Below are 12,474 nucleotides of genomic sequence, written 5' to 3'. Positions count from 1 at the left end.
AAGCCCCGTAACATATATTGTTGTGCATGACAACATATATTGTTACGGGGCTTTACATATATTGGCGTTTTCTTTACAAGGTTTCCCTATTTCCGGCCGACGGCATGTCAGGGTTCTCCCAGATACTTCACCAGCACTTTCACTTCCAGCGGAGTGAAGGTGCGCCGGTATTTGTTGTAGCCCACCTTCTCCAGCTCACCCTTCAGCGCCTTGTTGTGGCGTATCCATGCCGCCAGGGTATAGATGGCATTGCTGATGCAGTAAGTCGGGTTGTAGAGCATGGCAAGCTCTTCCTTCGAATAGGCGTGGATGCGGAACGGACGAAGCTCTTCCTCCATCTCTTCCCTCTTTTCTTTTTCTGTTTTCATTCCCTTATGTTATTGGTTAATTATTACACCATAAAGATACTGAATATCAGCGTGATTACCAAGAAAAAACAGACATAAACGGGCATCGGGCGAAGAACTTTTCCTGAACAGGAAGGAAACGGAAAAGAGACGGCGTAACCCGAAGAAAGCCATGAGCTGAAAAAGCCGGAGGAGTACTTTTGCAGCACCCCTCTTCCCCCCTAAAGGAGAAAGAGAAGAGTATTGCAATACGGGACTTTAATTTCTAATTGTTAATTTTTAATTATTTAATTGTTTATGGGAGTACCATTCAAGAAAATTGCGAGGAAAGATCCTCGAAAGGCAGATGCGGTGGCAAAGTTCTACCCGCAGCTGGTGACACTGGGCGACAATGCGACGCTGGACGACATTGCCTACGTGATGAAAGAGAAGAGTTCGCTGACGCTGGGCGACATCCAGAGTGTATTGACCAATTTTGTGGAGGCCATGATTGCAACGCTCTACAACGGGCAGTCGGTGAACATCAAGAACTTCGGCGTATTCAGCCTGTCGGCGCGCACGGCAGGCGTAACGGATGTAAAGGAGTGCACCGCAAAGAACATCAAGGCGGTGAAAATCAATTTCCGGCCTTCCAGTACCGTAAGGCCGGACATCACCGCCACGCGTGCCGGGCAGAAGATTGACTTCTACGACCTGGAAGCATTGGTGAACAAGGGAGACGGTGAAGGAGGAAGCTCCGGCGGCGGTTCCGGCTCGGGAGACGGAGGCGGTTCGGACGGAGACCAGGGCGAAAATCCGTTGGGATAAATATGACTGATTTTACTACCGATTCGTATGTTCAACTTTTAAAACGTATATAGCATGAAAAAAAGTATCTGGGATAAAATTCTGAAAGTCGTGATTGCAGTAGCCTCCGCCATCTTAGGGGCATTGGGAGCCAATGCGATGAACGTGAGCATTTAGGTTGCCGTAAAGAAAGGATGGCAGGATATGCCAGGCAGCTACGCACCCAATAGCGGAAAGCCATATTCGGGCCTCCTTTCTTTTTTTACGCTGCAAAAATGAGGGAAAGTTGTTACGAGGAGATGTGGAGGAGGTTACAGAAGTATGTAGGCCGAATATACAATCACCCCGGATTGCACGGATTGACACAGATAAAAGTTACTGATTGCCAGAACTCCTCAAATCACCTGTGTCAATCCGCTCAATCCGGGGTGAGTATATTAATAGGAACGTGCGAAAATCACGCGGCAGGCAGAAGGCTTGCCGGTAACCATACACTTGCCCGGTTCCTTGTCACCCGGAACAAATGAATCGAAAGGAATACAACGGATGGTTGCTTTTGTCTCTTCCTTGATTTTCTCTTCGGTTTCGGTAGTCCCGTCCCAATGGGCCAGAATGAAGCCGCCTTCTTCAATCTTTTCCTTGAATTCCTCGTAGCTGTCCACGCTGGTGATGCGGCTGTTGCGGTAGTCGAGCGCTTTCTTATAGACATTTGCCTGAATGTCCTCGAGCAAATTCTTCACGTATTCTTCGATACCCTCGCAAGAGCGCGTCTCCTTCTCCAGCGTATCGCGACGCATGATTTCCATTGTATTGTTCTCCAGGTCGCGGCCACCCATCACCAGACGGACGGGGACACCCTTCACCTCATAGTCGGCAAACTTGAAGCCCGGACGTTTGTTGTCGGCATTGTCGTACTTCACGGAAATGCCCATTGACTTCAGCTTGGCTACGATGCCTGCCACTTTCTCGTCAATCTTGGCCAGCATCTCCGCATTCTTGTAGATAGGCACGATGACTACCTGTATCGGAGCCAGGTGCGGAGGAAGTACCAGACCGTTGTCATCGGAATGCGTCATGATAAGCGCTCCCATCAGACGGGTGGAAACACCCCAGGAGGTAGCCCAAACATACTCCAGCTTGTTCTCCTTATTGACGAACTGTACATCGAACGCCTTGGCGAAGTTCTGTCCCAGGAAGTGGGAAGTACCGCTCTGCAAAGCCTTTCCGTCCTGCATCATCGCTTCGATGGTGTAGGTGTTGAGGGCACCGGCAAAACGCTCGTTGGCAGACTTCACGCCTTTCACTACGGGCACTGCCATGTATTTTTCGGCAAACTCGGCATATACATTCAGCATCTTTACCGCTTCTTCTTCGGCTTCCTCGCGGGTGGCATGTGCCGTGTGTCCTTCCTGCCAGAGGAATTCGGCGGTACGGAGGAACAGACGGGTACGCATTTCCCAACGGAACACGTTTGCCCACTGGTTGCACAAGATAGGCAGGTCGCGGTATGAATTGATCCAGTTCTTGTAGGTGTTCCAGATGATGGTTTCGGAAGTGGGGCGGATAATCAGCTCTTCTTCCAGTTTTGCAGCAGGGTCCACCACCACACCGCCGCCATTCGGATCGTTCTTCAAACGATAGTGCGTCACGACGGCACACTCTTTGGCAAAGCCTTCCACATGTTCCGCTTCACGGCTGAGGAATGATTTCGGAATAAGCAAGGGGAAATAAGCGTTGACGTGTCCCGTTTCCTTGAACATATCGTCCAACTGACGTTGCATCTTCTCCCAGATAGCGTATCCGTAGGGCTTGATCACCATACAGCCGCGTACTGCCGATTGTTCTGCCAAATCGGCTTTTACCACCAACTCGTTGTACCACTGAGAATAGTTCTCACTACGTTTGGTAAGGTCTTTCAATTCTACTGCCATTCTATTTCGTTTTTTAAAGTTTTCGTTGATTTCTCTAAACAGTGGGCAAAAGTACAAATTTTAAAGGAATTATTATTTGAAAAACAAATAGTATTTTTAATAGAAGCGGAAATGCGCTCTAATCTATTTAAGAAATGCACCGGGATTTCGGATTGGGCCGGAATTACAGATATTATAACCCCAATTACATAATTTCCGCGGAGAATGTGCGAAATCCGTATCTGAGGTTATATTATCAGTAATTAAGGTTATGGCAAAATCCGTATAATCCGCTAATTTTGTGTGATGAAAGAAAAGAGAAAATGAAAATACAGAGATATGGACAACATGCTAAAGAAAGAGACCGGCAAGACGCCGCAGGAGCACATGCAGGAGAAAGTAATTGAAATAGCAAAAGAGCGTATCGTCGGCACCCGAGATACTGCAAGCCAAATAGCATATTCATCGGGCTTCCGATATCCGCAACATCTGTGCCGTCTGTTCAAGAAACGGGAAGGATGCACACCGAATGAATACCACACAAGGATGATTAGCTGAAAGGACAGATGAAAGAGACGTTGGACATAAAGAGCGTGTGCGAATGCAACCGCCGTTTGGGATGCAAAACTCTGCATCCCCAGGCAAGCATCATCAATCTGGAACATCCGGATCTGGAACAGGATGCCGTTAAATTCGAGTTCTATACCGTGCTGCTCACCGAGGAGTGCACCGACGGCTGTTGTTGCGGTCGTAAGTATTACGATTATTCCAATGCCACGATGGTATTTCTGAAGCCCGGAGAGGTTTTCCGCATGAGTAAAAATAATACCTTGCCGGATAAAGGTTATCTGCTGATATTCCATCCTGACCTACTCTTTCGGACTACCTTGAAAAAACATATCAAAAACTATACTTTCTTCCATTACGGCAAGGAAGAAGCCTTACATCTGTCTAAGCGTGAAACAGAGAAAATCACCTGTTGCCTGTGGAATATAGAGGAAGAACTGCATCATCCTATAGATGCACACAGCAGTACCATTCTTTCACGTCATATCGAACTGCTATTGGATTATTGTACCCGTTATTATGAGCGTCAGTTTATTACGCGAGAGGACAAGAACAAAACAATTTTGGTAAAAATGGAAAAGCTGCTCGACGGTTATATCGATTCCGGTCAGTTGGGCAATGCCGTTTTACCCACACCGGAGTATTGTGCCGCACACCTCCATCTTTCCGTTCCTTACTTCAACGACTTGCTGAAATTCGAGACCGGCAAAACATTAGATGAGTATTTCCAACTGAAACGGCTTGAAGCAGCTAAAAAGATGTTGCTCAAAGCGGGAAATACCCCGGCCGTTGTGGCACAGTTGTTAGGCTATCCAAACGTACAGTATTTCAGCCTGCTATTCAAGAAGATAACAGGAATAGCACCGAATGAGTATAGGTGCTCTCAAAATTAACGCCGGTCAGTACCTGCAAACCGGTTCTTCCGCCCGCTCCGATAATGTTACCGTCACCGGATGTTGCGGGTTCATCGGACAACTCACGCGGATTCTTTTTAGTCTGCTTACAGAGTCAAATAAATAACTTCACACTGTATCAAATAAATAACTTCATACTGCATCAAGTAAATAACTTCACACTGCATCAAATAAATAACTTCACACTGCATCAAATATACGGAAAAGAAGTAGAGCCTGGGCAAAATATACAAGAAATACGAAGAATATGGAAATACGAAGAATATGGAAATAAAAAAACGAGCAAGCTCTCACGAACTCCCCGCCCCTATAAGAAAAGCCATAAAGGCTTTTCTTTTAAACTACATCAATGTTACCCAAAAATCAATCTTTCTCTTTACCTGAAAAATAAAACTTCAATTACCTGTTCTGAAAACTTCAAAATCCAATCTTTACCTTTACCTAATTTACCTATTTATTCAAAACATTTAGCTTATGAAAAAATCTATTTTCAATCCTTTTACCTAACAACCAATATCCTTTTTGAAAACTGTCTTATTATTTATCAAATCCAAATGCAGTTTCCCAACTGCACTGCAAAGGTAAGTGTTTTATGCGCATGTGCAAAACATCAGGCACACTATCCGGGTATTTTATAACATTGTTTTAGAGTTTAAGAGTATAGTTTACACTTATAAACATTCCATTGCTCATCGGGGAGTATACTTTCCAGCAAAAAACAAGCCACCGAAGCGCCGAAACGCTTCGATGGCTGTCCCCTTCAAACACCTTTAAACAAAATGAATTTCTTCTCTATTTTCTTGCTTCGGCGATATAGCCTAAAGCTTCTTTACATTTTTCCGTAACGTAAGTCCAGTCTTCGGCAGCGACTTTGTCTTTCGGGAAGAGTTTGGAACCCATTCCTACGCAGAACACACCCGCCTTAATCCAAGAGGTCAGGTTTTCCTGAGTCGGCTCCACCCCACCGGTCACCATCAGCTTAGACCAGGGCATCGGGGCCAACAAACCTTTCACGAGTTTGGCGCCAAGCACATCGCCCGGGAAAATCTTGCAGAGGTCGCAGCCCACCTCTTGCGCGAAGCCCACTTCCGAAACGCTACCACACCCCGGAGTATAGGCAACCAGACGACGGTTACAAATCTTGGCTATTTCCGGATTGAACAGCGGGCCTACAACGAAGCATGCACCCAACTGCAAGTACAGCGCCGCAGTAGCAGGGTCGACGATGGAACCTACACCCATAGCCATCTCGGGGCACTCTTTTGCCGCAAACTTCACCACTTCTGCAAACACCTCGTGAGCAAAGTCACCACGGTTCGTGAACTCGAATGCACGAACACCGCCATCGTAGCAAGCCTTCACTACTTTCTTTGCAACTTCTGCATCCTTATGATAAAAGACAGGCACCATGCCGGTAGAACCAATCTTATTCAATACTGCTATTTTATCAAACTTACTCATCTTTCTATTTACTATCTGACTATTTAAATGTTCTGCTACTTAATCCTTTATACCATCAAACTATTTACCATCCATTCACCATCTTCAATTTATTCAGGAAATCCTTATCTGATTTTCCCAAACAAGCAGCTCGATAATTGGCTGCAGGTCAGTCTACTTGTCTGCCAACCTGACAGCCCTTACCGCAAATGCCTTCAACCTATTCTTCAGTTCTTCTGTCGTCATCAACAAGAGAGTGTCAAACAGTAAAATCGCCTAATAGCAAATGAACTTATCTCTGTACCCGTCCGCTTGCATCACCTCCTGCCAGTGCTTCCACCTCTTCTGCAGACACAAGGTTGAAGTCACCGTTGACAGTGTGCTTCAAGGCAGAAGCAGCCACTGCAAATTCGAGGGCGGCACCCTGGTCGGGCTTTGTCAGCAGGCCGTGGATGATACCACCGGAGAAAGAGTCGCCGCCACCTACGCGGTCGATGATAGGATTGATGTCGTAACGCTTCGACTCGTAGAATTCCTCACCGTTGTAAATCATTGCTTTCCAGCCGTTGTGGGTAGCAGAGAAGGACTCGCGCAATGTAGATATGACATATTTGAATCCGAATTCCTTCGCCATCGCCTTGAAGATTCCCTTGTAGCCTTCGGCGTCGGTCTTGCCGCCTTCCACATCGGCATCGGGCTTGAAGCCAAGGCAGAGTTCGGCATCTTCTTCGTTGCCGATGCAGACATCCACATACTGCATCAAAGGCTTCATGACGGACTGGGCTTTTTCCTTAGTCCAGAGTTTCTTGCGGAAATTGAGGTCTACCGACACGGTGACACCGTGACGTTTGGCGGCCTCGCATGCCAGGCGGGTCAGTTCGGCAGCCTTGTCGGAGATGGCGGGAGTGATACCCGACCAGTGGAACCAGTCTGCCCCTTCCATGATGGCATCGAAATCAAAGTCTGCAGCATCCGCTTCGGCAATGGCAGAGTGCGCACGGTCATAAATCACCTTACTGGGACGCATGGAAGCACCGGTCTCAAGATAGTAGATACCTACACGGTCGCCACCACGCGCAATGAAGTCCGTCTTTACGCCATACTTGCGCAGTGCATTGACAGCCGACTGGCCTATCTCATGCTTCGGCAACTTGGTTACAAAATAAGCATCATGTCCGTAGTTGGCACAACTGACAGCCACGTTTGCCTCACCGCCGCCATATACCACATCAAAAGAGTCGGACTGCACGAAACGGGTGTTTCCCAGAGTAGACAGCCTCAGCATGATTTCACCTAATGTAACTACTTTCTTTCCCATAATCTTTCTATGTTTCATTTTAATATGAAATTAATTTATTTCCTTTCAATCTATCATTTTGAAGTGCAAATAGAACTTAAACACCTGAAAACATGGAGAGTATATCAAAATAACATTCATTATCCATAATCTCCGTGTGCGGACACAAAGATACAACAATTTTTGAAATACAAAAAATTATCATATATTTGTCGTTGAAATATTAAGATTATTATTGTGTACGAGCACAACATGGTGTACGATGGGACGATCGACAATTGAAATTACATTGCAGAATCGTGGCTAAAGCAACATCAATCGTACATTGTAAATCATAAATCGTTAAATCGTAAATATACAGATGGAAAGAATCAGAATAAAAGATATCGCCAAGATGGCCGATGTATCCGTAGGAACCGTCGACCGTGTGATTCACGGACGCAGCGGCGTGTCCGAATCCAGCAGGAAACGAGTGGAGGAAATCCTGAAACAACTGGACTATCAGCCCAACATGTATGCCAGCGCGCTGGCTTCGAACAAGAAGTACGCATTTGCCTGCCTGTTGCCGCAGCACCAGAAAGGCGAATACTGGACAGAAGTGGAGGCGGGCATACACAATGCCGTGGAAACTTACTCCGACTTCAACGTTGCCGTACAACTCTCCTACTATGACCCCTACGACTACCATTCATTTGCGGAGGCCTCCGGGCAGATTCTGGCACTGGAACCGGACGGAGTGATGTTTGCCCCCACCGTTCCGCAATATACCAAGCCTTTCACGGATGAGCTGACGCTGCATAATATACCTTATATATATATAGACTCCAATATAAAGGAAGAGCCCGCCCTCTCCTTCTATGGGCAGAACTCGCACCAAAGCGGATATTTTGCCGCCCGCATGCTGATGCTGCTTGCCGGAGAAGACGCGCAGGAAATCGTCATCTTCCGCAAGATAAACGAAGGGATTGTCGGGTCGAACCAGCAGGAACGTCGCGAAATAGGTTTCCGCGAATACATGCAGGAACATCATCCCGCCTGCCGCATCTGGGAACTGGACTTGCATGCCAAACGCGACAGCGAGGACATGCAAATGCTGGACGAATTCTTCCAAGAACATCCGACCGTAAAGAATGGAATCACCTTCAACTCCAAAGCATACATCATCGGGGAATATCTGCTGAAGAAAGAGAAAAAGGACTTCAACCTGATGGGCTATGACCTGCTGCAACGCAACGTAGACTGCCTGAAACAAGGAAGCATCTTCTTCCTCATAGCACAGCAGCCCACCCTGCAAGGATTCGACGGCATCAAGGCTTTGTGCGAACACCTGATTCTGAAGAAGGAAATCACAAGGGAGAACTTCATGCCGATTGACTTGCTGACAAAGGAGAATATCGAGTTTTATTACAACAAATAACAAGGATATAGACAGATAAAGACAACACATAATGGGAACAAAGTATCTGAAAATAAATCCGGCTGATAACGTCGCTGTAGCAGGAGGACCGGATGAATGAATGAAAACAGCGTCAAGGAAATTATGTCAGTAACAACCGATACAATCCCCAAGAACAAAGGCGGCTGGTGGGCGCTCAGCCCGTTGGCCGTATTCCTTTGCCTCTACCTGGTGACTTCGCTCCTGGCGAACGACTTTTATAAAGTCCCCATCACGGTGGCCTTCCTCGCCTCGTCCTGCTATGCCATCGCCATTACGCGCGGGCTGAGTCCGGAACAGCGCATCCATCAGTTTTCCGCAGGTGCCGGCAACAAGAACATCCTGCTGATGGTATGGATATTCATCCTTGCAGGAGCATTCGCCCAAAGCGCCAAGCAGATGGGCGCCATTGATGCAACCGTGAATCTGACACTGCACATATTGCCGGACAACCTGCTGCTGGCGGGCATCTTCATTGCCGCCTGCTTCATCTCCCTTTCGATAGGAACCAGCGTAGGAACTATCGTTGCACTGACCCCCGTAGCCGTGGGGCTGGCGGAGAAGACGGGCATCGACCTGCCCTACATGGTTGCCATCGTGGTGGGAGGCTCGTTCTTCGGCGACAATCTTTCCTTCATATCCGACACCACCATCGCATCGACCAAGACGCAGGACTGCGTGATGAGGGACAAGTTCCGCGTCAACTCCATGATTGTGGTACCGGCAGCACTTATCGTGCTGGGCATCTATATCTTTCAAGGACTGTCCGTCTCCGCCCCGCCGCAAGTACAGGGCATCGAGTGGATAAAAGTAATCCCCTACCTCGTCGTGCTGGGTATGGCCGTAGCAGGCGTCAACGTTATGCTGGTACTGCTGCTGGGCATCCTCTCCACTGGAATTATCGGCATTTATACCGGCACCGCCTTCTTCGACTGGTTCGGAGCCATGGGAACGGGCATCACCGGCATGGGCGAGCTTATCATCATCACCCTGCTGGCCGGAGGCATGCTCGAAACCATCCGCCACAACGGAGGCATCGACTTCATCATCTCCCGGCTGACCCGCCACGTCAGCGGCAAGCGGGGAGCCGAATTCAGCATCGCCGCCCTGGTCAGCATCGCCAATCTGTGCACCGCCAACAACACGATTGCCATCATCACCACCGGCCCCATAGCCAAGGACATCGCCCTCCGCTTCCACCTGGACCGCCGGAAAACGGCCAGCATACTGGACACCTTCTCATGCCTCGTGCAAGGAATCATCCCTTACGGAGCGCAAATGCTGATAGCCTCCGGACTTGCCTGCATTTCACCCATCAGCATCATCGGAAACCTATACTACCCCTTCTGCATGGGAGCATGCGCCACCCTCGCCATCCTGCTGAGATACCCCAGGAAATACTCGGGAAAGTGATGAGTTATTTGTCAACGGGAGGATGAGTTATTTGTTGACAGGAGAATGAATATCAAAAAACACCACTCTCATCAACAAATAACTCATCACTCATCACTCATAACTCAAAATTATTCCCTATCTTTGCAACCGCTATTACGAGATAGTAGCATAATTCAAATCATTAACTAAAAACATTTTAATTAAATGGCAACAAAAATCAGATTGCAAAGACATGGACGTAAAAGCTATGCTTTCTACTCTATCGTTATTGCAGACGTAAGAGCACCACGTGATGGTAAATTTATTGAGAAGATTGGTACTTACAACCCTAACACCAATCCTGCCACAGTAGATTTGAAGTTCGACCGGGCACTCGACTGGGTGTTGAAGGGCGCACAACCTACCGACACAGTTCGCAACATCCTCTCCCGCGAAGGTGTTTACATGAAGAAGCACCTGCTGGGCGGTGTAGCAAAAGGCGCATTTGGTGAAGCGGAAGCCGATGCTAAGTTCGAAGCTTGGAAGAACAACAAACAAAACGGTTTGGCTGCTCTGAAAGCTAAAGAAGACGAAGCTAAGAAAGCTGAAGCAAAAGCACGTCTGGAGGCTGAAAAGAAAATAAACGAAGAAAAAGCAAAAGCATTGGCTGAGAAGAAAGCTGCTGAAGCTGCCGCAAAAGCTGCCGCTGAAGCACCGACTGAAGAGGCTCCTGCCGAAGAAGCTGCTAACGAATAATAGCAAGCACAGCCTTATCGCTAAAATGGGATTAAAACTATAAAAATCCTCTCCGACCCATATCGGAGGGGATTTTTTATTCTTATCTTTGGCGCGGTGGTAACATCTTAACCACACCGCAAGGATAAACATTTTAAGAATATCCACAAAACATAATGTGGATTATTTTCTCATAACGAGAATTATTTAGCACATTATGACGAAAGCAGACATATTAAATGCCCTTATCAATCACTACTGCGGAGGTAATAAGTCGCAGTTTGCAAAGAAGTTAGGAATTTCGGCACAAGGATTAAGCACTTGGATTAGTCGAAATACTTTTGATATTGAAACAATATACTCAAATTGCGAAAACATCTCAGCAGACTGGCTCATAACAGGCGAAGGAGATATGCTTAAAGAATGTTTAAAGCCCATTGCCACTACAAACAGAGAAAAGCTTATTTCTACCCGAAGCGGTTCAGAAACCCATTTTGAAGCTCTTACCGAAACTACGAAAAAGGCTCCCGGTGCAATCCCCTTAGTTTCAGAAAGAGCTGTCGGAGGCTTCGCTAATGCACATTTTTCAATAAAGGAACACGATGTTGTAGCCTACTATATCATCCCTAAGTTCCGATACCTCGCTGTAGACTTCATGATTGAGGTTACAGGGGACTCTATGATACCAAAATTCTATCCCGGTGACATAATAGCCTGCTCAATAATCAATCATTCCCGATACATTGAATGGAACAAATGCCACATGATTGCCACAATTGACCGGGGAATGCTTGTAAAGCGCATAATGCCGGGGACTGATAAAGACTGCCTAACCGCTGTATCCGATAATAAAGAGTACCCACCTTTTGACATACCAAAAGATGAGATAACCGGCATGGCGCGCATTGTAGGAGTAATCCATATTGAATAACACCACGCGGTTTACACGCAAATACGCATGATAGCCTCTTTTTAACGCACACACGCAAGTTTATGGGCTTTTTAAGGCAAAAACAAGCACAATAAACTATAATACAACTATTTACAATACTCAAACACACTAAAACAATTAGGGGATTTTCCTATAATAATTTTGCGATATTTTGAGGTTATAATAGTAATACGTGTTATTATCCTATGAAATACAAACCTTAAAAAAATGGGAAAACTATCCCCTAACCTATCCCCTAATAAAAAAGACACAAAAAAGTAAATGTGTCAAAACGTTGGCACAACCTTTTTCTATAATTTATAGTCCTGTTATCTTTTCTTTTGTCTACGCCGCTTTTTTCTCATTCATTTGGTAACAAGTTACTATATTCCCGTTGTATCGGGTTATAAATAGTCCAATAAATATAGATTTAGTAAGTGTAATGAGCTCCTTTCCTGTTTTTCTCAGTTTTGCACACATCTTTTTGATATTAAAAGCTATGGCAAAGAAGGCAAAGTCCATTGTCACCTTGTCTTCTCCCACATGCCGGAACCTCCTGTATGCCATGTTGTATTTCATTTGTCCGAACACAGCTTCCGGTTCTATACACCGCCTGCCCCTATGCCTGACTCCTTCTTCTGAGACTAACCTTTCCCGTGCCTGCCGTTTGTATTGGTTTAACCGGTGGTTGACTTCTATAATATGGTTCTCCCGAGCTTTAAAGTAACTGCCACGCAA

The 12,474-nt window shown here is 46.5% G+C and carries 12 protein-coding genes and 2 pseudogenes; 8 read left to right on the top strand and 6 right to left on the bottom strand.

Features of this window, described 5'->3' with window-relative positions; all coding sequences use genetic code 11:
* Positions 1-107 precede the first annotated feature (107 nt).
* The gene (locus E5355_RS14665) at positions 108-368 is read right to left on the bottom strand and encodes a DUF4248 domain-containing protein (protein ID WP_016273678.1); all 261 of its coding nucleotides are present in this window, start codon (positions 366-368) and stop codon (positions 108-110) included.
* Positions 369-644: 276 nt separating this feature from the next.
* Between E5355_RS14665 and E5355_RS14660 the strand changes: the two genes are divergently transcribed.
* Together E5355_RS14660 and E5355_RS19515 are read left to right on the top strand one after the other, a co-directional pair.
* Positions 645-1,154: an HU family DNA-binding protein gene (locus E5355_RS14660; RefSeq protein WP_136010934.1), complete on the top strand. Its 510-nt coding sequence runs from the start codon at positions 645-647 to the stop codon at positions 1,152-1,154.
* A gap of 54 nt (positions 1,155-1,208) precedes the next feature.
* Entirely contained in the window at positions 1,209-1,310 is a 102-nt protein-coding gene (locus E5355_RS19515) for a smalltalk protein (protein WP_005829220.1), read from the top strand.
* A gap of 260 nt (positions 1,311-1,570) precedes the next feature.
* On the opposite strand, the gene proS is transcribed toward E5355_RS19515, so the two are convergent.
* Positions 1,571-3,064 (bottom strand): proline--tRNA ligase, encoded by a 1,494-nt coding sequence (gene proS, locus E5355_RS14655; protein ID WP_016273676.1) that lies wholly within the window; start codon positions 3,062-3,064, stop codon positions 1,571-1,573.
* Positions 3,065-3,388: 324 nt separating this feature from the next.
* On the opposite strand from proS, the pseudogene E5355_RS14650 reads away from it, so the two are divergent.
* Positions 3,389-3,601, top strand: a pseudogene (locus tag E5355_RS14650) (helix-turn-helix domain-containing protein); the annotation flags it as partial.
* Positions 3,602-3,609: 8 nt separating this feature from the next.
* Positions 3,610-4,503, top strand: coding sequence for a helix-turn-helix domain-containing protein (locus E5355_RS14645; RefSeq protein ID WP_136010933.1), 894 nt, complete (start codon positions 3,610-3,612; stop codon positions 4,501-4,503).
* 813 nt (positions 4,504-5,316) lie between these two features.
* Here the strand turns inward: E5355_RS14645 and E5355_RS14640 are convergent.
* The 3 genes and pseudogenes from E5355_RS14640 to E5355_RS14630 form a co-directional block, all read right to left on the bottom strand.
* Complete coding sequence (locus tag E5355_RS14640; RefSeq protein ID WP_009038291.1) at positions 5,317-5,985, bottom strand: bifunctional 4-hydroxy-2-oxoglutarate aldolase/2-dehydro-3-deoxy-phosphogluconate aldolase; 669 nt, start codon at positions 5,983-5,985, stop codon at positions 5,317-5,319.
* Between the two features lie 76 nt (positions 5,986-6,061).
* Positions 6,062-6,210: pseudogene (locus tag E5355_RS19985) on the bottom strand (four helix bundle protein); the annotation flags it as partial.
* Between the two features lie 46 nt (positions 6,211-6,256).
* On the bottom strand, positions 6,257-7,282 hold the full coding sequence (locus tag E5355_RS14630; protein WP_136010932.1) for a sugar kinase: 1,026 nt from the start codon (positions 7,280-7,282) through the stop codon (positions 6,257-6,259).
* 340 nt (positions 7,283-7,622) lie between these two features.
* On the opposite strand from E5355_RS14630, the gene E5355_RS14625 reads away from it, so the two are divergent.
* The 4 genes from E5355_RS14625 (at position 7,623) to E5355_RS14610 (ending at position 11,736) form a co-directional block, all read left to right on the top strand.
* Complete coding sequence (locus tag E5355_RS14625) at positions 7,623-8,678, top strand: LacI family DNA-binding transcriptional regulator (RefSeq protein WP_136010931.1); 1,056 nt, start codon at positions 7,623-7,625, stop codon at positions 8,676-8,678.
* A 123-nt stretch (positions 8,679-8,801) separates the two neighbouring features.
* The gene (locus tag E5355_RS14620; protein ID WP_136010930.1) at positions 8,802-10,109 is read left to right on the top strand and encodes a Na+/H+ antiporter NhaC family protein; all 1,308 of its coding nucleotides are present in this window, start codon (positions 8,802-8,804) and stop codon (positions 10,107-10,109) included.
* Between the two features lie 186 nt (positions 10,110-10,295).
* Positions 10,296-10,826, top strand: coding sequence for a 30S ribosomal protein S16 (locus E5355_RS14615; RefSeq protein WP_136010929.1), 531 nt, complete (start codon positions 10,296-10,298; stop codon positions 10,824-10,826).
* A 196-nt stretch (positions 10,827-11,022) separates the two neighbouring features.
* Complete coding sequence (locus E5355_RS14610) at positions 11,023-11,736, top strand: LexA family transcriptional regulator (RefSeq protein ID WP_136010928.1); 714 nt, start codon at positions 11,023-11,025, stop codon at positions 11,734-11,736.
* A 345-nt stretch (positions 11,737-12,081) separates the two neighbouring features.
* On the opposite strand, the gene E5355_RS14605 is transcribed toward E5355_RS14610, so the two are convergent.
* Positions 12,082-12,474: transposase (locus tag E5355_RS14605; RefSeq protein ID WP_210434533.1), on the bottom strand; the 393-nt coding region annotated here is incomplete at its 5' end.

Source organism: Bacteroides muris (ex Afrizal et al. 2022), assembly GCF_004793475.1.
GTDB lineage: Bacteria > Bacteroidota > Bacteroidia > Bacteroidales > Bacteroidaceae > Bacteroides > Bacteroides muris.
This window is presented reverse-complemented; position numbering and strand designations above follow the sequence as displayed.

What these genes read in the sequence shown, in the direction of transcription:
- E5355_RS14665 (WP_016273678.1), bottom strand. Translation starts at nt 368, where the DNA reads ATGAAAACAGAAAAAGAAAAGAGGGAAGAGATGGAGGAAGAGCTTCGT.
- E5355_RS14660 (WP_136010934.1), top strand. Translation starts at nt 645, where the DNA reads ATGGGAGTACCATTCAAGAAAATTGCGAGGAAAGATCCTCGAAAGGCA.
- E5355_RS19515 (WP_005829220.1), top strand. Translation starts at nt 1,209, where the DNA reads ATGAAAAAAAGTATCTGGGATAAAATTCTGAAAGTCGTGATTGCAGTA.
- proS (WP_016273676.1), bottom strand. Translation starts at nt 3,064, where the DNA reads ATGGCAGTAGAATTGAAAGACCTTACCAAACGTAGTGAGAACTATTCT.
- E5355_RS14645 (WP_136010933.1), top strand. Translation starts at nt 3,610, where the DNA reads ATGAAAGAGACGTTGGACATAAAGAGCGTGTGCGAATGCAACCGCCGT.
- E5355_RS14640 (WP_009038291.1), bottom strand. Translation starts at nt 5,985, where the DNA reads ATGAGTAAGTTTGATAAAATAGCAGTATTGAATAAGATTGGTTCTACC.
- E5355_RS14630 (WP_136010932.1), bottom strand. Translation starts at nt 7,282, where the DNA reads ATGGGAAAGAAAGTAGTTACATTAGGTGAAATCATGCTGAGGCTGTCT.
- E5355_RS14625 (WP_136010931.1), top strand. Translation starts at nt 7,623, where the DNA reads ATGGAAAGAATCAGAATAAAAGATATCGCCAAGATGGCCGATGTATCC.
- E5355_RS14620 (WP_136010930.1), top strand. Translation starts at nt 8,802, where the DNA reads ATGTCAGTAACAACCGATACAATCCCCAAGAACAAAGGCGGCTGGTGG.
- E5355_RS14615 (WP_136010929.1), top strand. Translation starts at nt 10,296, where the DNA reads ATGGCAACAAAAATCAGATTGCAAAGACATGGACGTAAAAGCTATGCT.
- E5355_RS14610 (WP_136010928.1), top strand. Translation starts at nt 11,023, where the DNA reads ATGACGAAAGCAGACATATTAAATGCCCTTATCAATCACTACTGCGGA.